This is a genomic window from Enterococcus sp. 12C11_DIV0727 (genome assembly GCF_002148425.2).
Classification (GTDB): Bacteria; Bacillota; Bacilli; order Lactobacillales; family Enterococcaceae; genus Enterococcus_L; species Enterococcus_L lemimoniae.
This window is the reverse complement of the sequence record NZ_CP147248.1, coordinates 2,229,784-2,256,460: the sequence shown is the minus strand read 5'-3', so window position 1 is coordinate 2,256,460 and position 26,677 is coordinate 2,229,784. Positions and strand designations below refer to the sequence as shown.

23 protein-coding genes are annotated in these 26,677 nt (G+C 37.0%); 14 read left to right on the top strand and 9 right to left on the bottom strand.

Annotation, left to right across the window (positions count from 1 at the left end; translation table 11 throughout):
- Positions 1 to 183 precede the first annotated feature (183 nt).
- The 3 genes from A5866_RS10725 to hisJ form a co-directional block, all read right to left on the bottom strand.
- On the bottom strand, positions 184 to 474 hold the full coding sequence (locus A5866_RS10725; protein WP_086277780.1) for a hypothetical protein: 291 nt from the start codon (positions 472 to 474) through the stop codon (positions 184 to 186).
- A 218-nt stretch (positions 475 to 692) separates the two neighbouring features.
- A complete protein-coding gene (locus A5866_RS10720) occupies positions 693 to 3,329 on the bottom strand; it encodes a YfhO family protein (protein WP_086445419.1) in 2,637 nt (878 codons plus the stop codon).
- A 357-nt stretch (positions 3,330 to 3,686) separates the two neighbouring features.
- Entirely contained in the window at positions 3,687 to 4,514 is an 828-nt protein-coding gene (hisJ, locus tag A5866_RS10715; RefSeq protein WP_086445420.1) for a histidinol-phosphatase HisJ, read from the bottom strand.
- Positions 4,515 to 5,040: 526 nt separating this feature from the next.
- Here hisJ and A5866_RS10710 point away from each other — a divergent pair.
- The 9 genes from A5866_RS10710 (at position 5,041) to A5866_RS10670 (ending at position 14,236) form a co-directional block, all read left to right on the top strand.
- The gene (locus tag A5866_RS10710; RefSeq protein ID WP_254907626.1) at positions 5,041 to 6,204 is read left to right on the top strand and encodes a tyrosine-type recombinase/integrase; all 1,164 of its coding nucleotides are present in this window, start codon (positions 5,041 to 5,043) and stop codon (positions 6,202 to 6,204) included.
- A gap of 333 nt (positions 6,205 to 6,537) precedes the next feature.
- The gene (locus A5866_RS10705) at positions 6,538 to 8,991 is read left to right on the top strand and encodes a lectin-like domain-containing protein (protein WP_086445423.1); all 2,454 of its coding nucleotides are present in this window, start codon (positions 6,538 to 6,540) and stop codon (positions 8,989 to 8,991) included.
- A 16-nt stretch (positions 8,992 to 9,007) separates the two neighbouring features.
- A complete protein-coding gene (locus A5866_RS10700; RefSeq protein WP_086277788.1) occupies positions 9,008 to 9,346 on the top strand; it encodes an LPXTG cell wall anchor domain-containing protein in 339 nt (112 codons plus the stop codon).
- 1 nt (position 9,347) lies between these two features.
- On the top strand, positions 9,348 to 10,136 hold the full coding sequence (locus tag A5866_RS10695; protein WP_086445424.1) for a WxL domain-containing protein: 789 nt from the start codon (positions 9,348 to 9,350) through the stop codon (positions 10,134 to 10,136).
- Positions 10,137 to 10,164: 28 nt separating this feature from the next.
- Positions 10,165 to 10,938, top strand: coding sequence for a WxL domain-containing protein (locus A5866_RS10690; RefSeq protein WP_086445425.1), 774 nt, complete (start codon positions 10,165 to 10,167; stop codon positions 10,936 to 10,938).
- A 92-nt stretch (positions 10,939 to 11,030) separates the two neighbouring features.
- Positions 11,031 to 12,098, top strand: a complete 1,068-nt coding sequence (locus tag A5866_RS10685) for a DUF916 and DUF3324 domain-containing protein (protein ID WP_086277794.1) — start codon at positions 11,031 to 11,033, stop codon at positions 12,096 to 12,098.
- Positions 12,099 to 12,370: 272 nt separating this feature from the next.
- On the top strand, positions 12,371 to 12,862 hold the full coding sequence (locus tag A5866_RS10680; RefSeq protein ID WP_254907627.1) for a hypothetical protein: 492 nt from the start codon (positions 12,371 to 12,373) through the stop codon (positions 12,860 to 12,862).
- Positions 12,863 to 12,890: 28 nt separating this feature from the next.
- Entirely contained in the window at positions 12,891 to 13,499 is a 609-nt protein-coding gene (gene lepB / locus A5866_RS10675) for a signal peptidase I (protein ID WP_086277797.1), read from the top strand.
- A 47-nt stretch (positions 13,500 to 13,546) separates the two neighbouring features.
- Entirely contained in the window at positions 13,547 to 14,236 is a 690-nt protein-coding gene (locus A5866_RS10670) for a winged helix-turn-helix domain-containing protein (RefSeq protein ID WP_086445427.1), read from the top strand.
- A gap of 130 nt (positions 14,237 to 14,366) precedes the next feature.
- Here the strand turns inward: A5866_RS10670 and A5866_RS10665 are convergent, their stop codons facing one another.
- The 6 genes from A5866_RS10665 to A5866_RS10640 form a co-directional block, all read right to left on the bottom strand.
- The gene (locus tag A5866_RS10665; protein ID WP_176332617.1) at positions 14,367 to 15,614 is read right to left on the bottom strand and encodes a glutamate-5-semialdehyde dehydrogenase; all 1,248 of its coding nucleotides are present in this window, start codon (positions 15,612 to 15,614) and stop codon (positions 14,367 to 14,369) included.
- Between the two features lie 40 nt (positions 15,615 to 15,654).
- A complete protein-coding gene (proB, locus tag A5866_RS10660) occupies positions 15,655 to 16,452 on the bottom strand; it encodes a glutamate 5-kinase (RefSeq protein ID WP_086277801.1) in 798 nt (265 codons plus the stop codon).
- A gap of 143 nt (positions 16,453 to 16,595) precedes the next feature.
- Positions 16,596 to 17,840, bottom strand: a complete 1,245-nt coding sequence (locus A5866_RS10655; protein WP_086445429.1) for a DUF1015 domain-containing protein — start codon at positions 17,838 to 17,840, stop codon at positions 16,596 to 16,598.
- The gene (locus A5866_RS10650) at positions 17,840 to 19,027 is read right to left on the bottom strand and encodes a phosphoglycerate dehydrogenase (RefSeq protein WP_086445430.1); all 1,188 of its coding nucleotides are present in this window, start codon (positions 19,025 to 19,027) and stop codon (positions 17,840 to 17,842) included. The genes A5866_RS10655 and A5866_RS10650 overlap by 1 nt, the downstream gene beginning before the upstream one ends.
- Positions 19,028 to 20,119: a 3-phosphoserine/phosphohydroxythreonine transaminase gene (gene serC / locus A5866_RS10645; RefSeq protein WP_086445431.1), complete on the bottom strand. Its 1,092-nt coding sequence runs from the start codon at positions 20,117 to 20,119 to the stop codon at positions 19,028 to 19,030. It abuts the gene before it with no gap.
- 253 nt (positions 20,120 to 20,372) lie between these two features.
- Complete coding sequence (locus A5866_RS10640; protein WP_086445432.1) at positions 20,373 to 21,068, bottom strand: MurR/RpiR family transcriptional regulator; 696 nt, start codon at positions 21,066 to 21,068, stop codon at positions 20,373 to 20,375.
- Positions 21,069 to 21,110: 42 nt separating this feature from the next.
- Here A5866_RS10640 and A5866_RS10635 point away from each other — a divergent pair, with 42 nt between their 5' ends.
- The 5 genes from A5866_RS10635 to radA all read left to right on the top strand — a co-directional run bounded on the left by A5866_RS10635 (position 21,111) and on the right by radA (position 26,648).
- Positions 21,111 to 21,728: a hypothetical protein gene (locus tag A5866_RS10635; protein ID WP_086445433.1), complete on the top strand. Its 618-nt coding sequence runs from the start codon at positions 21,111 to 21,113 to the stop codon at positions 21,726 to 21,728.
- A gap of 12 nt (positions 21,729 to 21,740) precedes the next feature.
- Positions 21,741 to 23,057 (top strand): PTS sugar transporter subunit IIC, encoded by a 1,317-nt coding sequence (locus A5866_RS10630; protein ID WP_086445434.1) that lies wholly within the window; start codon positions 21,741 to 21,743, stop codon positions 23,055 to 23,057.
- A gap of 140 nt (positions 23,058 to 23,197) precedes the next feature.
- Positions 23,198 to 24,583, top strand: coding sequence for a hypothetical protein (locus A5866_RS10625; RefSeq protein ID WP_086445435.1), 1,386 nt, complete (start codon positions 23,198 to 23,200; stop codon positions 24,581 to 24,583).
- 111 nt (positions 24,584 to 24,694) lie between these two features.
- Positions 24,695 to 25,174 carry a dUTP diphosphatase gene (locus A5866_RS10620; RefSeq protein WP_086277818.1) on the top strand — a complete coding sequence of 160 codons (480 nt, stop codon included), beginning with the start codon at positions 24,695 to 24,697 and terminating at the stop codon, positions 25,172 to 25,174.
- 103 nt (positions 25,175 to 25,277) lie between these two features.
- Complete coding sequence (radA, locus tag A5866_RS10615) at positions 25,278 to 26,648, top strand: DNA repair protein RadA (protein WP_086277820.1); 1,371 nt, start codon at positions 25,278 to 25,280, stop codon at positions 26,646 to 26,648.
- The last annotated feature ends 29 nt before the right edge of the window (positions 26,649 to 26,677 follow it).

Genomic DNA, 26,677 nt, shown 5'->3' with positions numbered 1-26,677 from the left:
TACAAGAGGTTGGGACAGAAGCGTTTAATCCCGAGAAATAAGAAGGAATTCACGAAAATTGCTCTTCAAATTTTTGTGAATTTCGGCTTATTTCCGAAGGGATTGCTTCTGCTCCCACCGTTTATTCGAGATCAGCTTGTTTAACAAAAAGAGAAGCGACTCCTGTCCCAGCCTCTTTAACGTCTATTTTACAAATTCAAGCATCATAAAATAAAAAAGCGTAGCTAGTAGGAATAAGATATAGGCACCTGTGACCATTCGACTTAAATGAACACTCTTCCATTTGTTAGAATAGGCTTTTTGAAAAGTTATCATCAACATAGATAGTGTAATAATTGTTACCAAAATAGGTCTAAAATTAAAAAACATATTCCAATGTGGAGACAGTGTTGTTATTTCTATTCTTGGTAAAAAGTAATAGATGATTATCGCTAAATTAGTGCCAAAAATTGAAATAGGTTTTGCTTTGTTCATATTTAGTCCTCTATTCTAGTATAAGTTTGTGTTTGAGCTAATTCAAAATAGTTTTATAGATAAACTGTCGCTTAGTAGGCTACTTTCCTATTTTAATGATAATATATGATTTTTTACTCGTCAATCCTATATGCTTGTTCTAAGTGTTAAGAATAAAAGAAGTTGGTGTAATAAAAAAGAAGGAGCTTCACAACAAAGCTCCTCCACTAAAGATCATTTTAACGTTTTTTTCGTTTCCTTTTTTTAGGTTTTACTAAAGTGAGTTTAGGTTTATTCGTAAACCGTACATAAACCACAAATCCCCCAATACAAACAACAAACAAAATCACACCAGGGATAAAACCTTCCGGTAAATAAACAAATTCAATCGTATGCTCACCTTGTGTTACGGGAATGCTGACAAAGGCTTTTTTAAACGCTTCAATCGGTACCTTTTTTCCATCCACATACGCTTTCCAGCCTTTATCGTAAGGAATCGTTGTTAAAAGGACTTGATCTTTCTCAGCGTTCACTGTACCGACAGCTTTTCGTCCTTTAGCAGTTAGATCAGCGCCTTTGGCTTGGATTGCCTGAACAGATGATTCAAAGGCTTTGGTATCTAAACCGACAACTTTAGGTTCCATAAAACTAACGGCTGTTGTGCCATAAAAGCTTACTGTAAAGGTAACAGTAGTTGGTTTATCGTAATAGCCGATATTGTAATACTGTCCTGTAATATTGATTTGTGATTTTTGGCTAACACCATTGACCGACATCGTTGCACTTGAACTTTCTAGTTGAGCGAAATCTGTTGGGAATAAGCTAAGATACGCTTGAGTATTAGCTGGTACATCAACTGTCCAAGTAATATCTTTAGAAATGTTGTTTTGAATTTCTTTATAGGTTACTGATCCAGCATTTTGCTCGATTTTAACATTTGTTTTATTAATAATGGTTGGTTGATAAAATTTGAAATAATTTTCTTGTTTATCAGATAATGCATTGAATAACTCCGTTTGACTGGTTAAGTTATCGTTGGCGGGCTGTTTGACTTTATAAATATCTTTATCAGCTAAAAAGCCTAATGGCAACGCATTACTATTTTCGTATAATGAAAATTTATCTGCTTTGTCTGTTGGGAAAAAGCCAAATTTCAAGGGATCACTTTCCGAAATATTGTATTTGATTCCAACAAGTGAGTCCATTAACAACGTATTGTTGGGGTAGCGAATGTTCAAACCAGTTCCTCTAGAACGGAAACCTAAGTCATTCAAGTAAGAAGAAGAATGACGATTTCGGATAGAAGAAAACAAACTGACTCCGCTGTACCCGTAATTAATACTATCGTTAGAAGAAACAGGATTTAAGTTTTCCAACCGATAAAAAGAATCATTTTCTTTTTTCGTTTTATCCACTAATTTTTTGATTGATGGATAAGGCTCAGAATAAAGGCTGCGTGAAGCATAGTTCCAATCATCCAGAATACCTTTTAGCATTGTATTAGTATTGATGAATGCCTCTGTTGAAACGAGTAATACTAATAATATAATCAGATAGTGCATCGGTATTTTTTTCAGTTGATAAAAGACGATACTAGCTAGATACAAAAGTAAAAATAAAGCTGTAATGACAAAGGCCGAAATCGGAACATAGTCATAACTTGTGGTGTTTTTTGTACCTTCCGCTAAGGCGAAAATAGCGATCAACATAATCGTAGAACCTGCTAAGACGCCGAGATCATCTGTTTTAAATTTTTCAAAGCCGTATCCTGCTAATAAAACCACTAAGAAAGAAAATAAAAAACTATAACGGAACAAGAACATATTCGGTGCGTGCATCCCGTGCCAAAATAGATTCAACGGCGTGATATAAAAGCTAGCAATCAAAATGATGAACAGGCTACCAAATAAGAATTTGTTTTTCCGTGGAATTTCTTTTGTGACAAAGTAAAAGATACAGAAAATTAGTGGAAGAAGACCAACATAGATAAACGGAATCGAACCATATTTGGTCGTATCATACACACCGATCATATTTTTCATGACGATATCCCAAAAAGCAGTGGCTTCTGTTTTAAACTGAGTGACTTCAGATAATGTTTCGCCATTTGCACGTAAATCAAGAACAGCGGGCAGCACTAAAATCATCGAAGCGCCTCCTGCTAAAAGAGAAGTCAGACCATAAGGAATGATCTGTTGTTTGTATACTTTCCAATTCGTCAACATTCGAGCGATAAAGTACAAGAATGAGAACACACCAATCATAAAGCCCATGTAAAAATTGGAAATGAACAAGAGCAGATAACTGACAAATAGCAGTGTTGGTTTTCGTTCATCCATCAGACGATGAATACCGAGAATAACCAAAGGCAGATAAGTAAATGCATCTAACCACATGATAATTTCAGAATGCGCGGTTGCAAAAGACATCAAAGCATAAGGTACACTAAGCATGACATGTCCCCACTTAGGCATTTTATAAGTGTTCTTAGCAAAGACCCAAAAAGCCAAACCAGCTGAACCAATTTTCAGTAAGGTGATCAGATACAGAGCATCCGGGATATTTTGGTTTTTAAAGAATAGGACGAGTGGGGTAAATAGTCCACCTAGGTAATAAGAAATCAGGGAAAGATAGTTTAATCCCAGCGATGCATTCCATGTATAAAAAATGCTTTGTTTACCATGTAGCATATTGTTAAAACTAGCGTGAAAATTGGAAAATTGTGAAAAAGAATCACTGGCCATCACACTTCGGCTACTACCGGGGTAAATACCAATACTTAAATAAACAATGACCATCACAAAAAAAGGAATAAAAAAGCTGGCGGTCATATAAGGCCAGTTTTCTTTGATAAATGCTTGCATTTTTTTCTTCATAATCGACCTCGCAACGTAATAAATAGAATATATATAGTTTAGCATATCCGCTGAAAAATTGATTGTCAGAAAGAAAAAATTAAAGAAATTCAAAAGGTTTTACGGAGGTGTCACTTTTTGATTTACATGACACAATAGACGAATACACCTCAGTAACAGCTGTTCTTCTCAATATAATGTAAGTTTGTGCCAGTTCTCGATATAAAATCTATGCTATTCAAAAAGAAACATTACAAACGTTAGCAAGTGGCGATCAAATCAACCTGCACGAGCTATAAAAACACCGCAATATGAAACATTGAATGAAGTAAAAAGAGCAAGATTTGTGGATAACTTTTCACAAGTCTTGCTCTTTTTTTAAAGGTATTGTGTAATTCTCTCATATCCTTGTCCAACATCAGCCAGTGAATGTGTATCAGACCCATAAACAAATGGAATGCACAATTCAATAGCTTTTTTAGTTATCCACACCTGTGGATAAGTCTGTTGATAACCCTGTTTATAAAATCCGGCAGTGTTCAAATCTAAGCTATATTTTTCCTGCTGTACACATGTCAAAAGGGTGTGGACAAGTGTAGTATTTTCGGAAGAATAATCAGTTGGTTCATCAAAGAACTGTTCAAATTTTTGGCACAAGGAAATATGACCTAAGCGAGTTGGTTTAAAAGGACCTAAATCAGCATCTAAAGAGGCTAAAACCTTTTGGTAATAACGTTTTTGAGCATATTCAAAGCTTCCTAAATAGTCAACGACACCTGTTTTATATTCTTCAAATGAGTAATCAATTCCGCGCAAGCCATCTTGTCCATCAAGAAAATGAACAGATAAAATACCATCATCTGTTTGCGGTCCATATTCTGCTAAAAACTCACGTGTCCAATCTTCAAATTCTGAAAAATAATCTAACTCAAAGCCAATGTGAATAATCATGTCAGAAGCATACTTTTTTCGTAAGCTATTCATCCTTTTAAAATAGTTATCCACATCATTTAAAGCCATCGAGGCAGTTTTCCACACCTCAGGGTCTCCCGCTGCAAATTTTTCTATACCCTTAGGTAAAGGAGCGTGTTCTGTAATGGAATATTCTTTAAAACCTAGACGAATTGCCTGTTGAATCAATTGCTCAGTATCTTCCACTTTTCCATGTGGACAATATTCTGTATGCGTGTGACCATCACGTTTCATACGAAAACCTCCCAATTACTTATCTGTTTTTTTCATACCTATTTTATAGGCTATCCTATAACGTTCATTCTGTCCAACAGTGTTTAGAAGAAAGTTACTGTTTGTGTAAACAATAGAGAATTTAGTGATAATTTCAGGATAAATATTTTTTAAAAATTAAAATTTTAATCATTATTTTTTTGTTATATAATCATTATTATAGTATTTTTTCAAGCTATTCAGAAAAATAAATGATTAAAGAAAAGGGAGGTTGGGGAAACCGTTACTAATTTCAAAAAGGTAGTGTTTTTCAGTAGATAAAAGTAAGTTGTAGATGGTTATAGAAATAAAAAAATAAAACTATTTCTTGTTTTTAAATGAAACGAGAAATAGTTTTATTTGATAAAAATTTGTTTAAGTTAAATACATTGTATTGGTTTATTTGAAATAAATCAATAGCTTTATAATAGAAAAAACTGTTTTATTTTCTCAATTTTTTTAGGTTTCTTAAAAAAAAATGAAAAAACCGACGATATTCAAAGGAAAGATGGGGTATTTTTTACCGCCGTCAATTAAGCCGTCAACTATTATAAGAAAGGATTTGATTATTTTGGCTAAAGGCGAAAATATTTATAAAAGAAAAGATGGACGTTGGGAAGGGCGTTATCCTAAAGCTCGTAAAGCAGATGGGACGATCCATTATGGTTATATCTACGCCCGTTCTTATCGTTCTGTAAAGGAGCAGTTGATTGAACGAAAAGCTCAAACCGCACTATTCTATTTAAAATCAGCAAAGGAATTTCAGGGAACTTTTGGAGAGTGGGCAAATATTTGGCTGAATGACATCATGGCTGTAAAACTAAAAGAGAGCACATATGCTAGTTATAGCAATAACCTTCAGATACATATTTTTCCACTATTAGGACAGCGGGCACTCAAAAAGATTACTACTTCTGATATGGATCAATTAGTAAAAGGACTTTCTAAATCATTGTCAGCCAGCTCTATTCAGATTGTATTCCGAATCGTCAAGAGTTGCTTTGAAGCAGCTAGAGAACGTGGTTATATTTATCTGAATCCTTGTGAACAGACGATGTTACCTAAAATTAATAAACAAAAAATCCAAGCACTGACGCGTAATCAACAAAAAGCAGTAGAAATAGAAAGTCAAAAAACAGCCAAAGGATTGCCTGTTTTATTAGCATTGGAGACAGGTATGCGAATCGGTGAAATTTGTGCGTTGAAATGGACAGATATTGATTTTGAGGAGTCTGTTTTACGTGTTCATAGAACAAAACAGCGGATCGCAATGCCAAAATCCTCAAGTCAGCGCACTAAAATCGTTGAAACAGCACCAAAAACAGCTAATGCCAATCGATTGATTCCACTTTCTTTAAAATTGAAAACAGCGTTATTGAACTGCAAAGCACAATCGAATTCGGAGTTTGTTGTGACTAGCGGGTCTCGTTCTGTTGAACCAAGAACGGTCAGCTATCGATTTGAGCAAATCAAAAAACGCTTAGGTTTATTAAATGTACCCTTCCATGCTTTGCGACATACGTTTGCAACTCGTTGTGTAGAATTAGGTGTAAATATTGCCGCTATCAGTTCGTTGTTAGGTCATTCCTCCATAAAATTGACTTTGGATACATATACAAATTCTTTTTTTGAAGAGCAAAGAGCGGCTATCGATAAATTAGCATGTTTATAAATAGTGGAAACGTTACTAATTTTCGGACTATATAGTAGAAAATTAGAGCCTTTTAAATAACGTCAGTTATTTAGAAGGCTTAAGAAATGACTCAACGGCAATTGTTTTAAGAACTATATTCTTTTTTTTCGCCGTCAACTTCCTCGTCAGAACGAGCCCAAAATGCTTAAAATTAGGCGGGAATTAAGCGTATTTCTCGTTTCATTTAAAAATGAGAATCTTTTACTCATTAAATCAAAGACCCCTAATGAAGTCAATTATTCTGATTAAGGCAGGTTTATTTGTCATGTTTAAAAGAAAAAGCGCCTCAATAGAAAGGAGGTGAAAACAAAGATGTTAGGTAAAGTAAAAAGAGTTATTTTTTCTGCACTGACTTTTTTTGTAGTAGGTGTGCCGTTGCAGGCAGAAGCGTTAGGGTATATTGATGCGCCGCAAAGTGTTCCTTTAGATCAGATCTTTGTAACGCCTAAAGGAGCAAATAGTTATGTAGAAGGAAATAATGTTATCATCACGGATAAAAAAATAAGCCAAATCGGGAGTATTTTTTCCACAGAGCAAAATAAAATGGATTTAACCAAAGATTTTTACTCTGAAATGTACATTTACATTGATGGTGATGCAGACGGGATTGCATATGTGATGCATAATGATCCAGATAAAATTGTCAATTTTTCTGGATTAGTCGGTGCTGGTTTGTCCATTTATGGTGATAAGGTTGTTTATGGATCGCCTAGTCAAATTGGCGGAAAACAATTGAAAAAAAGTTTTGCCATTGAATTTGATACTTACTACAACGGTGATAGTTATGATTCTGGTCTAAATAGAAATACAGATAAAGGACATATTGCTTATTCTTTTCCAGATAAACTTTCTTCTTACAAGTACACAAGTCCATCTACTACGATAACTGGAATCAACCATTCAGGATTACAGTACCCAACGTTTAAGCTTGGGGATGGACAGTGGCGTTTATTAAAGATTCAATGGACTGCTTGGAATGCTAGTAATGTTGGTAATTTGACCTATACCTTTGGTGATTTAGCTCCTATTTCAGTTCCAATTTCTAGAGATACTTTTGGGACAGATAGTGTTTATTGGGGATTTACTGGTTCAACGGGTGCTTTTTCTGAAAAAGCAGTAGTTGCATTCAAATCAGTACCCGGATTAGTAAATTATACTGAAAATGTTGAGTTTATGAATGGTAAAGGACAAAAAATTCAAAGTATTACGCAAGATTCAGAAGTAACGGTGCATTATTCGGGACAATATACGGGTGGTAAGCAGAGTATGATTCAACCCACTTTCAAGTTTACGTTATCACCCAATCAAGTATATCAGCCAGGGACGTTTCTTTTAAACGGTGCTCCTGTAACACCTACGTATATCAATAATGAACTAGTGGTTCCTCTTTCCAAAGACTTATCGGCAACGACTCCGTTGGTTGATATTCAATTTAAAGTGAAGGATACCAAGGTGACAGATGATGCAAAATTGACACTAACCGCACAAGCAGTAGCTAAAAACTTTATTTCTGGCAAAGATGCTTCATATGACATCACATACGATCGAGAAGCCCCTCTTGGTATTGGAAAATTAACCTTTATTGATGCTGGTGACGAACAAGCAATTACTGGAGCTCCTGATTATAGTGCCTTTTTATTACACTATGAAGATGACTTTTCGCCAAAAGATAAAATCAAGATCAACTTAAAGGCGGGACAAGATATCGCAAGTATCGTAAAAACAATTGGTCCTAGTAGCTTCCAAGTTACTCTTACAGATGAAAAGGGCAACGCGCGTGATGTGACGATTCCAATTTTTATTCAAAATCAAGAGGTAGTCAAAAGTAGTCAATACATTATCTGTGGGACAGACTTTAGTGTTGCGGCAAAAGATTACCCTAAAACAGAAGCTGCATTACTGACCTTGATCAAGGAAAAAGCTGATTTAAAATTGTGGCAGTATAATGAGCTGTCTGCAAATCCAATAGATAAAAATAAGTTGAATTTGACGATTGGAACCTTACCTAAGCCACCTGAACTTGCGGGTGCTGGTGTTTATGAAGTAACCGCTTCTTATGGTTTGGATAGTACGAAAGTCGATAAAACAATCAAGGTTACCGTCACCCAAAGTTTTGCCACTGTAAAAATTTCTTTTGTTGACGAAAAAGACCAACCAATCATCGAAGATTTATCATTTGAAGCAACGATAGCTGATCGTATCGACTTAAGTCAAAATACTCAAGTCATTGAAAAACTTAAAGTGGTCAAAGGCCTGAATTATGTCTTAAACACACCGCCGCCAGATGAAAAAAATCTTTTGATCGTTCCAGAAGGTGTAACGCGAAAATATACGTTTAAAGGAACGTTGTTTATTGAATCTGCACCTAATACGATTGATTTCGGTGATCAAAAAGTGAGTGGTAGCAATAAAAAATTCGATGATCCAAGCTATGATCAACATTTGATTATTTGGGATAATCGTTCAACCTTGGGTACTTGGAAAATTACGTTAAAACAATCACAGGATTTTAGTATTCCAGGAGATCCTACGCATCATTTACCCAATGCCTTAAGCTATCAGACGACTACTGAAGAAAAAGTGATATCTACGGATTCTCAGGAAGTCTTTCGCTCAAAACACCAGGCTGCTGGAAAATATGACATCAGCGAAGAAACGTGGGGACCTAAAAAACAAGGGTTACGTTTGAATGTGCCGGTCGCATCTGTTAAGCAAGTAGGAAAATATGAAACAACACTGACTTGGCAAATAGAAGAAGCCTATTAATGGAGGGAAGACTGTTATGAAAAAGCATCGAATTATTCGTTATATTCTAATTCCTTTGATTTTTCTTGCCGTGTCTTTCGGTACGATTAATAAGGGCTGGGCAGCTGAGGAAGGCGGGCAGGTACAGACAAAAGCTGGAATCGTTTTAAAAAAATCGACTCCTACGACTGAGCAAACAAGTGACGCAACACATAATGGTTTATCACCTCAAGAGAAAAAGCCGGCTGGGCGACTGCCAAACACTGGTGATTTAATAAAAGTCAGTTTGCTGTTCACAGGTGTTATTTTAAGCTTACTTGCATTGATTCTTTTCTTTTGGAAGAAGAGACGTCCTGTGAAAGGAGAGCGTGATTGAGATGAAAAAAGAACGACTCGTCAGTTCCCTACTATTATTTGCACTATTCGCAAGCCCGTCAATCGCTAAAGCGGATGCTACTAACTTCTCTGGTGATGGAACGATTGAATTTAACGGGAAACATCCTTTGCAAGTGATGGATCCAGAACATCCAGAAAAACCTGTTGATGCAGGAGTAAGTCCGAATACGGATCGCTTATTACGTGTTGATTTTGTTCCTCAAATCAATTTTTGGGAAGCAGAAATTTCTGATACAGATCAAACATATTATGGAAATGCTCAATTGTTCAAAGATGATACTGGAGCAAGAGGTAATTTTATACAAGTATCTGATTTTAGAAATGATAGCCCAGGTTGGACGTTGCAACTAAAGCAAGAAACACAGTTTCAAAATAGTGCCAACGGTCAAAGATTAAACGGTGCAGTGCTTTCGTTCGATCAGTCTTGGGCCAACTCAATAAATGATCCTGAGACAGCACCTAAAGTGTCTAAAGAAGTGATTCGGCTTTTAAATATTGGCGAAAGCTATAATTTAGCTGAGGCCAAGCCGAATATGGGGGAGGGAACCTGGGCGATTATTTTCGGAGCCTCTGTAACGAATGATAAAAAAAGAGCAGACACGCTAAAACCGAAATTGGATGAACAGAATAATCCAGTCGTTGATCCTGCGTTCAACAATCAACCAATTTATGAAAATCAAGCGATTTCTTTATTTGTACCTGGTAAAGCAACAAAAGAGCCAGGAAACTATCAAACGGTGTTAACTTGGATAATATCTGAGCTACCATAAATCAAAAAAATTCTAGGAGGAAACACACATGAAATTAACACACAAATTATGCGCAGCTGCGCTATTAGCAGTCCTTGGAGCAGCAGTATCCTTGCCAACAGCTGTACAAGCGGCAGATGATCCATTGAACTGGAGCGGAAAAGGTACGATCAATTTTAGTGAGGATGATGGTGAAGACAAACCAGTTGATCCAACTGACCCAACGAAACCGATCGATCCTGAAAATCCAATTACAGAACCACCAGTTAACCCAGCTAAAGGACCTTTAAAAGTTATTGCGGTGACTGATTTAAATTTCGGCGACAATAAAGTAACGCCGGCTTCAGGTAATGGCTGGGAGTATACAGCAAAAGCCGCTGAAGTTGTCTATAAAGATGGTACAAAAGTGGTTAGTCCAAACTTCGTACAATTTAAAGATACTCGTGCTGATAACCAACCTAACAAACACACCTTGACAGCAAAAGCAACAAAATTTACGAATACAGAAAAACAAGAGTTGAAATCAGCTCAATTGAAATTTGGTAACGTGAAACTAATCAATGCAGCAGATCAAAACCAAGTCAATACAGCTGGCGTTCCAGCAACACAAATTGTTGAAACTGATGGAACAACACCAACAACTTTTGTGACGCAAGATGTTGCAGATAAAGGCTTCGGTCAATTTATCCTACAATTTGGAGATAAGGCTGATAGCACTGAAGCAGATTCTGTTAAATTGTGGGTCCCTTCAGCAGGCAATAAATTATCAACAAGTAGCGGCTATTCTTCAACAATTACTTGGACGATTGCTGACGCAAGATAATCTAAACAAAACATAAAAGTAAAATGAAGAGTGGGAACAAGTTCGTCATTATTGGCGCACTTGTTCTCATATAAAAGAAAGGGCAGTATGGAATGAAAAAGAAAATCTTAACGTGGCTGGCAATTATTCTATACATAGGGGTCAATAGTACCTTTTTATCCACAACAGGACTTGCTGCTAAAGAGGATGGCAGTGGCTTTACGTATAAAGTCATCCAGCCTGAAAATCAACATAATAAAGAAGTCGGCTATTTTGACTTACGTATGACACCAAGTCAGGAGCAAACTGTCACGATCAAAATGAACAATAGCTCCTCAGCAGAAATCACCGTAGAAGTCGCATTAAATAGTGCTAAGACTAACACAAATGGTGTCGTCGAATATGGTCCCTCTAAACTTGAAAAAGATAAATCTTTAAAATATGATTTCGCCGATCTAGTAAAAGGTGAAAAGACGGTTAAAATTCCTGCTAACCAAAGTGTTGATTATACATTAGACATAAAGATGCCCAACGCTCAATTTGACGGTGCAATTTCTGGCGGAATTTACATGATCCAAAAAGGACAAACAGAAAGCCAAGATGCCATGATCAAAAATGAGTACGGCTACTTAGTTGGCATGATTTTAACTGAAACAGATACAGTGATAACGCCAGAACTGAAGCTCAACACAGTTTTTGCCGAGCAGCAAAACTACCGTAACGCCGTTTTTATCAATTACTCAAATATAGCACCTGTTTATCTTGATGATATGACCGTTGATGTTCAAATCATGAAAAAAGGTTCGGATGAAGTACTATATGATACAAAACAAAATAAAATGAGAATGGCACCTAACTCACAAATCAATTTTCCTGTTTTGATGAATGGTGAAAAAATGCAGGCGGGCGATTATCGGGCCCATATTTTAGTCACAGCAGAAAATAACGGTAAATGGGAATGGGAACAAGAATTTAAGATCACAGATGAAGAAGCAGATAAATTTAACCAAGAAGATGTCAGTTTATTACAAGAAAGTCGAATAAATTGGCTGTTGATCATTGCATTAGCGCTAGGTGGAGTCGTACTGATAGTGATCATTTTCTTTACAGTCCGCTTCTTTAGGCAAAAGAATAAGAAAAAAGCTAGAAAGAAAAAGAAATCAGGCAACAAAAAAAGGTAATGTTGCAAAGCAAAGAAAAACGTTGTTTGGTGATCCAAAAAAATGGCAGATACAAAGCAAACGATTGTTAAAACTGCCCATCTCTGGGGGATAGAAAAATGTCGATACTAGATTGGCTATTCATTGGGATACTTTCAACGGCTATCCTCTGTATTATTTTCGCAATTGTTTTTTTAATTTCTTATTTTCTAACAAAAAAAGAGAGGTTCAAATTAAAACAACTTCGACCAAAAAATAAAAAAAGGCGCAGAATTCTTAAAAAGAAATCTCGTATGTTAATAAAAAAAGGCAAAAAGCAAATTCAATTGGGGCTGATGTTCTTACTTTTAGGTACAGTCTTAGCAGGTGGCGCCGCTTTTTCCCGTTACCACCAAGCGACAAATTTAGGAGATCGTGATTCAGACGGTATTGTGGAGGGGTATTATTTATTAAATAAAACATCAGAACAATTAGCATCGGTGCAAGAAACACCCAATGTTGAGAAAGCAAGAAAAAATTTACGGGAATTAGCTGCAAAGTTATCTGGATTTGGGGTTCGATATGCGGATCCGAGGTTGACAGTAGAAGGACAGCAATTGCTAAATCGCTATTATTCACAAATGAAGGAAATCGGGCTAAACTTGAATAACCAATCGGTCGAAAGTCTGCAAGAAAAAACAACCTATAAAAATTATTTAGCAGATATCAAAAAAGTACAAACGATCCAGAAAAAAGTTTTTACGTATTTCAATGTGAATGAAGCAGCTTTAAAGCAAAAGAAATAAAGGGTTTAGGGAATGGCTGTGAGGCTAAATGAGTAGAAAAAAATTGTCCTATAACAAAAAAAAGCGTAGGCGTAAAAAAAGAAAGATACGCAGCATTCAAGAGGTTAGTAAGGAATTAGGCATAACGTTTTTAATAGTACTATTATTGCTCTTTTTGCTCTCTAGAGTATTTTTTACGCTACCAAAAAATGAAGGCTATGGTATGCGTGATGAGCTAAATGATGGCGATCGGGTTTATGTTGATCGGTTGGGAAAACGGAAACGTTTTTCATTGATTTATTTCAAACAGCCTGATGGAAATGGTACTTCGATTCGCCGAATTATAGGATTACCAGAAGAAAAAGTTAGTTATCGAAATGATGAACTCTATATTAATGATCGGTTGGTTGTAGAACGTTTTATACAAAGACGGCTAGTACAAGCCAAAATAGAGAACGAAGTAATCACTGTTGATTTTGATTCAAAAGACATTTTAGAAACAAACAATGGCATAATTCCGCAAGGGAAATATTTGGTACTTGGGGATAACCGACATTATGCTACCGATAGTCGTTACTATGGTTTAGTTGATGAACAAGCGGTAATTGGTACTGTAAAACTGCGCTGGTGGCCATTTTATCAAATTAGGGCATACTAAAACGGCTATGGATCAAAAGAGAAAAATTTTCTATTGGAGGGGTAGACATGTATCGTATTGGCGTAGTAAATTTCGAAGGTAATACATCGGAATGGGAACAATTACAAACGATAATACCAAGTGAGTGGACGTTGATTCCTATAGTTGAGGATTCAAAAGACAGGTATGACTTGATTATTATAGTAGAAAATAGTTTGAAACAAGTTGGGGAAATCTGTGGACAGTTGATACAGGTGAAAAAAGAAGCAGATTCTCTGATTTGGATTTGGTCAGTAGTTCAAAATGAGATGAACCGAATGGTCTATTTAAAACTTGGGGCCGATGGTGTAAAAACAGACAGCTTAAAGTTAGAAGAGTGGCTGCTGGTTGCAGAGAACGCATTAAAGCGTAAAAAGGTAATTAGCAATTTACAAACTGAAAAGACAGTTCAAGAAAGCCGTTGTGAAGGGATTGTTTTAAATCACCGAAATAGAAGTGTTGTCGTAAATGAAACTGAAGAGGTTCAATTGACTAATCTTGAGTACAAAGCCATGGACTTGCTGTTTAAAAATATGGGCAAGACTGTGACTTATGAAGAGATGTACCAAGTGATTTGGGAAGAAGAAGAGAGCACGGAGCGGAAATTTTACCGTATTAGCAATTTGATTTTCCATATTAGGCAGAAGTTTATACAAGAAACTAGTGCAACCGAAACAATTCGAACTGTACGTTCAAAAGGGTACGTGTTAAATGTGTGAGAGGATAAAAATCAAAAAAGGGTGTGGGACAAAAGTAAAAAGCACTTTTGTTTCACACCCTAAATACGAATAAACGGTGGGAGCAGAAGCAACCCCGAGAAATAAGCTCCTGTCCCAACCTCTTTTTTGATTATTTCCGATATTGCCCATCACCATAAACGATATATTTCGTAGAAGTCAGTTCTGCTAACCCCATTGGTCCGCGTGCATGTAATTTCTGAGTGCTAATACCGATTTCTGCACCAAAACCAAACACAAATCCATCTGTAAACCGTGTTGAAGCATTAGCATAAACGGCTGCTGCATCAACTTGCTGTAAAAATTGTTGTGTAGCAAAATAATTATCACTGACGATACTTTCAGAATGTTTGGTATTGTAGCGATTGATATGGTGAATTGCTTCATCTAAAGAATCGACGACTTTAACAGCTAAAATGTAATCATTAAACTCTGTTTCCCAATCTTCTTCAGTAGCTGGAATCGCTTGTTCAAAAATCGCTATTGCCCGTTCGTCCGCACGCAATTCCACCTTGTATTCATTCAATGCCTTTTCGATCACAGGTAGGAAAGCTGCTGCCACATCTTGATGGATCAATAACGTTTCTGCTGAATTACAAACAGAAGGTCGTTGGCATTTTGCGTTGACGACAATATTTGTAGCCATCTCTAATTGGGCCTCTTTGTCAATATAGACATGACAATTACCAGTTCCTGTTTCGATCACCGGAACAGTCGCGGTCGTTAAGACGGTTTTGATCAAATTAGCGCCACCACGTGGAATCAAAACATCTAAATAATCATTTAATTTCATCAATTTTTGGGCTGTTTCACGAGAGGTATCATCAACAAATTGAATCGCAAACGGCGAAGCTCCTTTTTGTTCTAAAGCTTGCTGTAAAACTGTAACAAGGATTTGATTTGAGTGGAATGCTTCCTTACCACCACGTAAAATCACAGCATTACCCGTTTTAAAACATAGGCTTGCCGCATCTGTTGTCACGTTTGGACGAGATTCATAGATGATGCCGATCACGCCTAGTGGTACACGTTGTTTGCCGATCATTAGGCCATCTTCATTTTTCCACATTTTATCTACTTCACCAATTGGATCAGGTAAAGTTGCGACTTGGCGGATGCCATCAGCCATTTCTGTGATCCGTGCTTCTGTTAATCGTAAACGATCTAGCATTGTCTCTGTAATCCCGTTTTCTTTAGCAGTAGCTAGATCTTTTTGGTTTTCTAGTAGAATCTTAGCGGTGTTTTTTTCTAATTCAGCTGCCATGTGCAACAATAAATCATTTTTTATTTTTGTATCCAGCAAACCTAGTTGATAAGCTGTTTCTTTTGCCTGTTGGCCTAGTTGCGTCAAATCAGTCATCATCATTTTCCCCCTTTTTTTAATTGTCATGAATAAGAAACTAGCGAATAAATAAGGTTCCGATCATTTCACCATCTAAGATATCAAAAATAATCTTAGGGTGTTGTCCGTTTGCTAAAACCATAGCGCTATTATGTTCTAAAACGCGTTCTGCAGCTTTTAATTTGCTGTACATACCACCAGTACCAAAGCGGCTGCCTTTGCCTCCTGCTAGTTGTAAAAGTTTATCATTGATCTCGTTGATTTCAGAGAAAAGTGTTGCTTCTTTATTGATCGTTGGATTAGCAGAGAAAAAGCCGTCAATATCGGATAGCATGATCAAAGCATCTGCCTGGATCAGTTGAGATACGATAGCTGATAGCTGATCATTATCGCCAAATTTTGTCAGATGATCTAATTCATCGATCGCTACAGTATCATTTTCATTAATGACCGGAATGATGCCCATTTGTAATAATTGTTCCATCGTATTGGTCACATTTTTTCGGCTTTCTGGATATTCGATCACATCTCTAGTTAATAGCAGTTGGGCAATTTGCTGGCTATAAGTCAAAAAACGCTGATTGTAAATATTCATCAGTTCAGCTTGTCCAACAGCAGCCACTGCTTGTTGTTCTGGAATGGTCGGGGGTCGTTTGTCCATGTTTAACTTATTCAACCCAACACCGATCGCACCAGAAGAGACTAAGATGATTTCTTTACCTTGGTTGCGCAAATCGGATAGGGTGAATGCTAATTGATCAATGGCACTTAAATTAATATTACCATTGGGGTAGATCAACGTACTTGTTCCTACCTTGATAACGATTCGTTTTGCATCTTTTAATTGTTTTCGCATGGTTGACCTCACTTATTTCCTAACTTTTCCAGATTATTTTATATAAGGCTATTATCTAGCCATTTCCGTTTATTTGCAAGAAAGCTTGGACAAAAAAATTTGCTTTTGTCCAAGCTTTGATTTTATTCTTCTATTTTACAGCTTTATACGTCATTTGTCTCTAGGTCGTGCACAAATAATCCACTCAATAATTTAGGTTCAAACCACGTTGATTTTGGCGGCATGATTTTTCCAGCATCGGCCACATTTAATAAATCATCCATTGTAGTTGGGTAAATAGCAAAAGCTGCTGTCCACGTACCACTATCAACTAATTGTTCTAATTCTTTCATTCCACGAATTCCACCGACAAAATCGATCCGTTTATCGGTACGAACATCTTGAATGTCGAAAATCTCCGCAAATACATGATTTTGTAGCAAAGAAACATCTAAACCATCAACAGGATCATCAGATAAAAGCGATTCTTTAGCAGTCAATGTATACCATTGTCCATCTAAATACATACCAAACATTTTCGGTTGGTCAGGTTTTCCTGTTTCGGTTTTTGTAACTGAGAAATTGACGCTTAGACGTTCAAAGAAATTTGCTTCAATTGGAACATTGACAACCCGATTATAATCTAAAATCTCCAGTTCTTCTTTAGGAAAAATCACAGATAAGAAGTAGTTGAACTCGGCTGTGTCAGTTGCATTTGGTTGGGCTGATTTTTTCTTTTGGCCAACTTTTACCGCTGATTCTGTTCGATGATGACCATCAGCGATATATAATGCTGCTACATCTTGGGCAAAAGCTGTAACTAGTTGATCGATTACTTCTGGTTGATCGATCAGCCAAACACGATGAGTGACCTCATGGAAACTAGTAAAATCATAGACTGGCTTATACGTTTTTTTCCATTCATCAGTCACTGTTTGGATTTGTTCATTTCGACGATACGTTAGAAAAATCGGGCTAGTATTAGCATCACAAGCTTCAATATGGCGAATGCGGTCAACTTCTTTTTCTGGACGGGTAAATTCATGTTTTTTGATTCTACCATTCGTATAATCAGTGATGGAAGTACACGTTACGAGTCCTGTTTGAGCACGTCCATTCATTGTTAACTCATAAAGATATAAAAGCGGCTGGTCATCTTGTATTAGCCATTGTTTTTGTAAAAAAGTTTGTAGATTGTTGGCGGCTTTCTCATAAACTTGATCATCATAGGGAGAAAGTGTCTCTGGTAAATCGATTTCTGCTTTATCGATATGCAAATAAGAATAAGGATTATTTGCACCGAGCTCTCGTGCCTCAGCAGAATTCAAAACATCATAGGGTAATGTAGCGATTTTTTCACTGAATTCAGTTGCTGGGCGAATACTCTTAAAAGGATGAATCATAACCATTAATAGCTCACCGCCTCAGTATTTTTGATTGTGCGTACGCGGATGATATTTTCAGCAGCTTGAATTTTCTCAGCGGCAGCATTGATTTTTGCTTCATCTGTTTCAGCAATATCAACAATCGTATAGGCGTAATCATCACGACTGCGGTTGATCATCGTATCGATATTGATTTCTAAATTTGCGATTTCTGTTGAGATTTGTCCTAGCATGTTCGGAACATTTCTATGCACGATCGTAAAACGGAATGGTGAATTAAAGGCCATTTCTACAGTTGGAAAATTGACAGAACGTTTGATATTTCCTGTTTCTAAGAATTTTTTCAACGTACGTGCGGCCATTTTGGCACAGTTGATTTCAGCTTCTTCTGTAGAAGCACCTAGATGAGGTAAGACTAAGATTTTGTCATTGTGTAATAACCGTTCATCAGCGAAGTCAGTCACAAAATTGCTGATTTCTCCACTATCAAGAGCTTCGATCACAGCAGTAGTTTCTACTAATTCACCACGAGCAAAATTCAGCAAAACAGCATTTTCTTTCATTTGTGCTAATTGTTTTTTACCAATCAAATGATGGGTATTTTCAGATAAAGGAACGTGAACAGTCACAAAGTCACAGGTTTTCAAGACTTCATCCATGCTTTGTGCTCGTTTAACACGGCGCGAAATGCTCCAAGCAGTATCAACAGAAACGAAAGGATCGAATCCAGTCACTTCCATACCTAAGCGATAGGCATCGTTAGCAACCATAGCGCCAATCGCGCCAAGACCGATCACACCTAGTTTTTTGCCTTCTAATTCAGTACCAGCAAACTGTTTTTTCTGTGCTTCGGCTTGTTCTTCAGTGTCTGTTCCTGTCAACGTTTGAACCCAATTAGAGCCTTTTAAAATCGGGCGAACAGATAAAAGCAAGCAGGCAATAACCAACTCTTTTACAGCATTGGCATTGGCTCCTGGAGTATTGAAAACCACAATACCGTCTTCGGTACATTGTTTAACGGGAACATTATTCGTTCCTGCACCTGCACGAGCGACAGCTAGAACAGAAGCGGGAAAGGCATAATCATGGAGTTTTTCACTGCGTAAGATAATTCCAGCAGGAGAATTTGATTGATTGATCGTAAAGTTCTCTTCGTTAAAACGAGCTAAACCAACAGGTGCAATTGCATTGAATGTTTTAATATCATACATCTATTTTGTGCCTCCGTTTTCTGCTTCAAATTTTTTCATCAAATCAACTAAAGCTATAACACCCTCTTTAGGAAAGGCGTTATATAAACTAGCGCGCATACCACCTACAGAACGGTGACCTTTTAAGTTTTCAAAACCTGCTGCTAAGGCTTCTTGGTTGAATTTTTTATCTAGTTCATCGCTTCCTGTAATGAATGGAATATTGTTGATTGAACGGTCTTTAGGCGTTACAGGTGAAGAAAATAAAGGTGAAGCATCGATGGCATCATATAAAATCGCTGCTTTTTCTTTATTTTGTTTTTCCATTTGACGAACGGCGCCTTGTTCTTTGATCCATTCAAAGACAAGTTTTGCCATGTAGATGCTATAGGTTGGTGGTGTATTGTACATTGAGCCATTTTTCGCATGGATGTCATAATCTAACATGGCGCTAAGAACATCTGCTTGCCCAATCAAATCATCACGAACAATCACAACGGTCAGTCCAGCTGGCCCAATATTTTTTTGCGCTCCAGCGTAAATCAAGCCAAAATCAGCTACATTATAATCAATTGATAAAATATTTGAAGACATATCGGCCACAATTGGTACATCACCTGTCTCAGGCAACTGATAAATTGTAGTCCCTTCGATCGTATTATTGGTCGTAATATGAACGTAAGCTGCATCTTGTGGAATATCTTCTTTGTGGATTTCAGGAATATAGGTAAAATTTTTATCTTCACTTGAAGCGATGACTTGAACATCGACATTCGTGATTTTTTTGGCTTCACTAATTGCTTTTTGCGCCCATGAACCAGTATTAACATATACAGCTTTTTTATTTTGCGCCAAGTTTAAAGGAACCATAGTAAATTGCGTACTGGCGCCTCCTTGTAAAAAGAGCACTTTATAATTATCAGGAATAGTCATTAATTCTCTGAGTAAGGTTTCAGCATTTTCAATGATCGATTCAAAAAGGGAGGAACGATGACTCAACTCCATCACGGACATACCGCTGTTCTCATAATTCACCAATTCGGATTGTGCTTTTTCCAATACACTTTTAGGTAAAACGGCGGGACCTGCTGAAAAATTGTAAACAGTTTTCATACATCTATCTCTCCTTTGATATGATCATTCATCTACTATTGTATAGTAAATGTGAAAACCATTATAACAGAAAGCTTAGATTAAAAAAAGATTAAAAGTAAATTTCGTAAAATTTTTCACAGAGGTTTTCATTTTAAAAAAGTCAAACATGTTTATAAATTGGTAAACATGTTTAAATCTGTCTGAAAGCGCTTCTAGTTCTGGCTTTTTTCAACTATAATGCACATGAAGAAACATCGGCCGAATCTTTCTTCTACTGTAAATTTTGAAGTGTGTAACTCATTAATAATTCAAATTGAATTAGAACTGTACCAAAAAATAGCTGAGGGTAAAAATCTTGATGGGAGCTCGGAGAATAAGTATTTGTACTGATAGAAAGTGTGGACAGTTTGCTGATGGTCGATTGATCATTGCCGACAAAGCAAATGCTTTCTAGTTCATTGGCTTGAGCGATTTCTGCTAGTTCAAACATTCTACCGGTATTACCGGAATTACTGATGAAAATCAACAGAACATCATCTTGGTGACTCGCTCTTAAAAATTCTAAATGACTATTAGAAGTAGCCCTAAATCCATAAAGATTCAAGTATTCAGAAAAGTAATTGGCTAAGTTTTGTGAGAAACCAGAACCTAAAATCATGATGTTTTTATCGTGGTACTTTTTTAATAACGACAAAAAGGCTTCACCATAAGTTGTGATCACATCATGGTTTTCAAGCCGTTCTTGGCTAAGGTTGAATTTGCTAATATAAAAAACCAATTCACTATAACCTGTAAAATTCATCTTTTTAGCCATATTAATGACCGTAGCCGTGGATACAAAACTTTGTTTCGCAATTTCTCGAATACCTAAATTCTTTAATTCTTGGCGATGCTCAGCCATATACCTTAAAATTTGAACCTCAGTTTTATTCAATTGGTATTTTTCTGCAAGACTATCGATATTCACATGAATCATCCTTAAAATCATTTTAGTTAGGAGTATTATAACATGACAGAACAAGAATATATCAATGATCCCTGGGCAAGAGTTAAAACTAGAAATAATTTAAATGGCGATGAAGTAGTCTCTGCTTTACAAAAGTCGATCCGCCGTGGTAATGAACGGGCAGCATGCGATTTTGCTTATGAAATGTATATCACTTCACCCCAGTTTGAAGAAAAATTATGGCGTCGGTTGCTGGCAATTTCAGTAGAAGATATTGGGATGGGCAATGAGAATGCTGCAATCATGGTCAACAATTTAAATCAAATGCGTAAAGAATTTCAATACAATGAATCGGATCGCGCGATGTTCTTTTTCCATGCGATTCGTTACTTATGCCAATCAGAAAAAGACCGTTCTTCTGATTTGTTAAAAAATATCGTGATCAAAAGTTTTGCAATGGGGTATGTCCCTGAAATTCCTGATATTGCGTTGGATAAACATACTACTCGAGGTAAAGAGATGGGACGAGACTCAAAACATTTCTTAAACGAAGCGAGCATTGTTATTCCCCAAGCGGATGTGACGAATGACTATAAAGAAGAATATGCGAAAATTATTGATCGTTATGATCCAAATGAAGTTGTTGAGTCAGCTTTTGAGTTTAACTCTTGGCAAGTCTAAGGAGGACACCTGATGAAAAATTCAGCGAATGCGAAAGAATCTATTGTAAATCGATTAAATGATGTTTTAAGTCCGTTTGCCAATAAAATCGGTAATCAACGGCACCTTAAAGCAGTGTCTACTGGAATGATGTTTGGGTTACCGTTTATCGTGATTGGTTCTTTTTTCCTGATATTCGCTAATCCGCCGATTAATATGGAGCAGTATGATCCTGCACATGCAGGACTGTTTATGAAATTTTTGGCTGTTTGGAAAGATTTTGCTGTTGCTAATTATGATATGATCACCGCACCCTACAATCTGACGATGGGGATCATTGGCTTGATTAGTGTTTTTGGGATAGCGTACTCTTTATCAAATGAGTACAAACTAAATGCTGCAATGAATGGTATGGTCAGTATGGTAACATACTTGCTCGTTTGTACACCTGTTAAAGAAGGAACGATATCGTTAGCCTACTTAGGAACAAACGGTTTGTTTGTAGCTATTATCTTAGGACTTTTAGTCGTTGAAGTTAGCCGTTTTTTTGAAGTGAAAAATATTAAGATTTCGCTGCCTGATACAGTACCGCCAATGGTTGTGACATTTATCAATACATTGATTCCTTTATTGACGAATATTGTGCTTTTTTATGGCTTGAATTTGGTTTTCTTAGGGCTGATCGATCAAACATTCCCTGATGCCGTCATGTCTGTGTTGACTCCAGCCGTTAATATTGCAGGAAGTTTAGGTGGTTTACTGTTAATCGTCACTCTAGGCAATGTTTTGTGGCTATTTGGAATCAATGGATCATCGATCATTTTTCCAATCGTCTTTACGCTGGGAGTGGCCCAAACTGGTTTGAATGCAGAACAAGCTGCCAATGGAGAAGCAATGACACATTTGATGAACTTGCAGATGTTTCGGATCTCTGTTTTAGGCGGGGCTGGAAATACGCTAGGCTTAGTTCTTTTGATGATGTTTAGCAAAGTGCCGCAATATCGAACGATTGGGAAATTATCTTTCGTTCCAGGAATTTGTTCGATCAATGAACCAGTTATTTTCGGATTGCCAATTGTGTTTAATCCGATTTTAGGAATTCCCTTTCTGATCATGCCAGTCATTTCGCTATTTTTAACCTATTTTGCTCAAAAAATCGGGATGATATCGCTTGGGTTTATCGTTGATCCATCATTTACTCCATTTTTTGCTCAAGCATACCTGGCAACGATGGATTGGCGGAATATTGTTTTTTATGTATTTTTAGTTGTTTTAAGCATGGTGGTTTATTATCCATTCTTCAAAGTTTTTGAAAAAAATCAAACGAAATTAGTAGATGAAGTGTTATAAACAGAAAAAAGTTAATGAAAAGAGATGTCTATTGCATAGTTTATGTTATAGGCGTTTTTTTCTATTAGTGGATGATTTCACTTTTTTCATTATCATGGTAGACTACCAACATAACAAACCGTTTCAAAGGAGATCAACGAATGTCTAAACTAAAAGAATTAGCCCGCAATTGTTTGCAAGTGGCGCCGTTTATTTTATCCAATACAGTTATTTTCATCCCTTATTTTTTATTTCTGAGTTTAAGTGATGGTACGACGATGGAAAGAATTTTACCTTTTGTGCTTTTTTATACCTTTCGCATGACGGGCATCTTTTTGTTAAAAAGTTTTAAACTAGCTTTGACCAGTTTCAATGTGCTGATCATTTCTATCCTGATTGGTGGTGCCGGGTGTTTGATCGGCGTGTTAGGTCAATTTTATTTTCCAGCCTATTTGTTTTCGGCAGTTTTACTAGGGCTTAGTGCCTCATGGTTGCCTGCCGCTAATACCACAGTTAATTATCATGAGAAAAGGCAGGGTTATTCAGCTTTGACTGGTAGAAAATATCTTTTTATCCTATTGCTATTAGGTGGGGTGATCGCTTCTTTGATGCTGACGAAAGAATTAAGGATTCCGTTGGTTTTAGGTGAATATACCTTGTTGTATATAGCTGCCTACCATACTGTAACGCATTATCCTGACTATGAAATTGATTTTAATGAAGTCAACCAACAAGTGGTATCGCTTAAAGAGTTCTTTTTATTTCTAGGATTTTTTGTTTTATTGTTATTTATTCGTTCGGCTCGACTTCTGTTTGATCCTCAGCTTTTAGATGCTGGCATTATTGGTTTTTCTGGTTTATTTTTGATCACAGCTTGGTATTTGAACCGACAAAGAAAAATGTGGAAACTACCGATATGGCTAAACTTACTAACATTTGCTAATGGAATGTGTATGAACTTTTTGCTCCTTTTTGGCACGTTCTATGTTTCACTACGCTTAGGGATCGATCGCCTGACTGTTAATCTGTATGTTCCATATATTTTGGGGATCATTGCTTCAGCGATTGTTATTAAATTTTTATATCGTTTATTGCCTAATGTCGATCCGAGAATCATCCATCTTGGTGGATTTATCTTTTCGCTATTTCTGTTACTATTTCTGCCGCTTTTTCCGCTTGGAATTTTCCTGCTAAGCTGTTTTATCAGCGCAACTGGAAACTTTTTAAATCAAGAATATTATCAGAATGAAAGTTTACCGCAGGATACACGGATCATCACTAAATATAGTACACAAACCAAAGGTAGTGTGACCCATCAGTTACTATTGATGAGTGTTTTGTGGTTATTAGCAAAGCAAGCGCACCTACCAGTTAAAACCGTTTTACAGATTACTGCACATCGGACTCATAACCCTGCTGCCCTTCAGGTAGTTGAATATGTTCATGTAATAAGTATCATTGGGCTAATGTTATTTTTTGTTTTTATTTTTTATGAGGTGTTAAAAGAGAATAAACGTCAATTTGATGAACAAAATGAATCCAAATGATGTGAAAACATTAAAAAAGCACAAGAGAATAGTAAAGATACTATAAAACTAAACAGGGAATCAGTGTAGTATGTTAAAATAGAAATAGTTTACAAGTAGAGGAGATTTTTGATGAAACAACGAGGATTTGAAATTATTACGGATTATTCAGACCAAGGGATCACGATTCCGCAGCGTGCGACAAAAGGTGCTGCAGGTTATGACTTTGAAGCAGCTGAAAGAGTTGTTGTACCAAGTATTTGGCAGCAGCAAGCACAAGGCGTTGCGCCAAAGCCAGTTTTAGTTAAAACAGGAATCAAAGCCTACATGGCTGAAAATGAGTATTTAGAATTGGTTAGTCGCTCATCAAACCCATTGAAACGTTTTTTAATGTTAGCGAATGGTGTGGGTGTGATCGATCGTGATTATTATAATAGCGAAGGCAATGAAGGGCATATCATGTTCCAGTTTTTAAATTTTGGCTATGAAGAAATGATCATCGAAAAGGGTGAAAGAATCGGTCAAGGAATCTTTAAGCCATTTCTTTTAGCAGATATTGATGACGTAGAAAACGAACGTACAGGCGGTTTCGGCTCTTCGGGTAAAAACTAAGCTAAATTCACTGGAAAACTGCGTATTTTACAGTGGGAAGTCTTAGTCTAAGCGGCCTAAACTATGGTAAAATAAAGAATACATCAAAATGAGGGGATAGCATATGGCAAAAAAAGCAAAAGTTCAATTTGAATGTCAAACGTGCGGGTATATTTCCCCCAAATATTTAGGACGCTGTCCAAATTGCGGACAGTGGAACACGATGACAGAAGAGATCATTCAAGATACGACAGATCGTCGTGCTAGAGTGAGTTTGACTGGTAAAAAAACACAACCGCAACGTCTAGCGGAAGTAGTACCTAAGAAAGAGCCAAGAGTTAAAACGAAGCTGGTAGAACTGAATCGTGTGCTAGGTGGCGGTGTAGTTCCAGGCTCACTTGTTTTGATCGGCGGTGATCCGGGTATTGGAAAATCTACGCTACTTTTACAAGTATCACAACAACTTGCAGAAATCGGCGGCAAAGTCTTATATGTTTCCGGAGAAGAGAGCGCCGAACAAATCAAAATGCGTGCGGAACGTTTAAGTTCGATCGACACGGAATTTTACTTATACGCTGAAACAGATATGAATGAAATCGCTCGTGCAATTGAGAAATTAGAACCAGATTATGTGATTATTGACTCTATTCAGACGATGACGCAGCCAGATGTAACGAGTGTGGCTGGTAGTGTAAGCCAAGTCCGTGAGACAACTGCTGAATTATTGAAAATTGCCAAAACCAATGGTATTGCGATTTTTATCGTCGGTCATGTGACCAAAGAAGGTTCCATTGCAGGCCCACGTATGCTTGAGCATATGGTAGATACAGTTTTATATTTTGAAGGTGATAAACATCATACGTTTAGAATCTTAAGAGCAGTCAAAAATCGTTTTGGGTCGACTAATGAAATTGGTATTTTTGAAATGAGAGAACATGGATTGGAAGAAGTCGCCAATCCGTCGCAAGTTTTTTTAGAGGAACGACTGGCGGATGCCACAGGTTCAGCAATCGTTGTAGCAATGGAAGGAACGCGGCCGATTTTGGTTGAGGTGCAGGCTTTAGTTACACCAACTATGTTTGGAAATGCTAAACGAACAACCACAGGGCTAGATTTCAATCGAGTTTCATTGATCATGGCAGTTCTAGAAAAGCGGGCTGGCTTACTCTTGCAAAATCAAGATGCCTATTTGAAAGCAGCAGGCGGTGTCAAAATCAATGAGCCGGCAATCGATTTAGCTGTAGCAGTCAGTATCGCTTCCAGTTACAAAGAAAATGGGACCAAACCAACAGAATGTTTTATTGGTGAGATCGGTTTAACTGGCGAAATACGTCGTGTGAACAGCATTGAACAACGAGTACGTGAAGCACAAAAGTTAGGGTTTACCAAGATTTATTTACCGAAGAACAATTTAGGTGGTTGGACGCCACCAGAAGGAATTGAGATTGTCGGCGTTGCCACAATTGGAGAAACCTTAAGAAAAGTATTCAAGTAGAGTGAGAGACAGAGATCGTGGTAACAAAC

What these genes read in the sequence shown, in the direction of transcription:
- A5866_RS10720 (WP_086445419.1), bottom strand. Translation starts at nt 3,329, where the DNA reads ATGAAGAAAAAAATGCAAGCATTTATCAAAGAAAACTGGCCTTATATG.
- A5866_RS10620 (WP_086277818.1), top strand. Translation starts at nt 24,695, where the DNA reads ATGAAACAACGAGGATTTGAAATTATTACGGATTATTCAGACCAAGGG.
- proB (WP_086277801.1), bottom strand. Translation starts at nt 16,452, where the DNA reads ATGCGAAAACAATTAAAAGATGCAAAACGAATCGTTATCAAGGTAGGA.
- A5866_RS10725 (WP_086277780.1), bottom strand. Translation starts at nt 474, where the DNA reads ATGAACAAAGCAAAACCTATTTCAATTTTTGGCACTAATTTAGCGATA.
- A5866_RS10695 (WP_086445424.1), top strand. Translation starts at nt 9,348, where the DNA reads ATGAAAAAAGAACGACTCGTCAGTTCCCTACTATTATTTGCACTATTC.
- A5866_RS10680 (WP_254907627.1), top strand. Translation starts at nt 12,371, where the DNA reads ATGTTAATAAAAAAAGGCAAAAAGCAAATTCAATTGGGGCTGATGTTC.
- lepB (WP_086277797.1), top strand. Translation starts at nt 12,891, where the DNA reads ATGAGTAGAAAAAAATTGTCCTATAACAAAAAAAAGCGTAGGCGTAAA.
- A5866_RS10690 (WP_086445425.1), top strand. Translation starts at nt 10,165, where the DNA reads ATGAAATTAACACACAAATTATGCGCAGCTGCGCTATTAGCAGTCCTT.
- A5866_RS10670 (WP_086445427.1), top strand. Translation starts at nt 13,547, where the DNA reads ATGTATCGTATTGGCGTAGTAAATTTCGAAGGTAATACATCGGAATGG.
- hisJ (WP_086445420.1), bottom strand. Translation starts at nt 4,514, where the DNA reads ATGAAACGTGATGGTCACACGCATACAGAATATTGTCCACATGGAAAA.
- A5866_RS10630 (WP_086445434.1), top strand. Translation starts at nt 21,741, where the DNA reads ATGAAAAATTCAGCGAATGCGAAAGAATCTATTGTAAATCGATTAAAT.
- A5866_RS10650 (WP_086445430.1), bottom strand. Translation starts at nt 19,027, where the DNA reads ATGTATGATATTAAAACATTCAATGCAATTGCACCTGTTGGTTTAGCT.
- radA (WP_086277820.1), top strand. Translation starts at nt 25,278, where the DNA reads ATGGCAAAAAAAGCAAAAGTTCAATTTGAATGTCAAACGTGCGGGTAT.
- A5866_RS10700 (WP_086277788.1), top strand. Translation starts at nt 9,008, where the DNA reads ATGAAAAAGCATCGAATTATTCGTTATATTCTAATTCCTTTGATTTTT.
- A5866_RS10655 (WP_086445429.1), bottom strand. Translation starts at nt 17,840, where the DNA reads ATGGTTATGATTCATCCTTTTAAGAGTATTCGCCCAGCAACTGAATTC.
- A5866_RS10705 (WP_086445423.1), top strand. Translation starts at nt 6,538, where the DNA reads ATGTTAGGTAAAGTAAAAAGAGTTATTTTTTCTGCACTGACTTTTTTT.
- A5866_RS10635 (WP_086445433.1), top strand. Translation starts at nt 21,111, where the DNA reads ATGACAGAACAAGAATATATCAATGATCCCTGGGCAAGAGTTAAAACT.
- A5866_RS10625 (WP_086445435.1), top strand. Translation starts at nt 23,198, where the DNA reads ATGTCTAAACTAAAAGAATTAGCCCGCAATTGTTTGCAAGTGGCGCCG.
- serC (WP_086445431.1), bottom strand. Translation starts at nt 20,119, where the DNA reads ATGAAAACTGTTTACAATTTTTCAGCAGGTCCCGCCGTTTTACCTAAA.
- A5866_RS10710 (WP_254907626.1), top strand. Translation starts at nt 5,041, where the DNA reads ATGGGGTATTTTTTACCGCCGTCAATTAAGCCGTCAACTATTATAAGA.
- A5866_RS10685 (WP_086277794.1), top strand. Translation starts at nt 11,031, where the DNA reads ATGAAAAAGAAAATCTTAACGTGGCTGGCAATTATTCTATACATAGGG.
- A5866_RS10665 (WP_176332617.1), bottom strand. Translation starts at nt 15,614, where the DNA reads ATGACTGATTTGACGCAACTAGGCCAACAGGCAAAAGAAACAGCTTAT.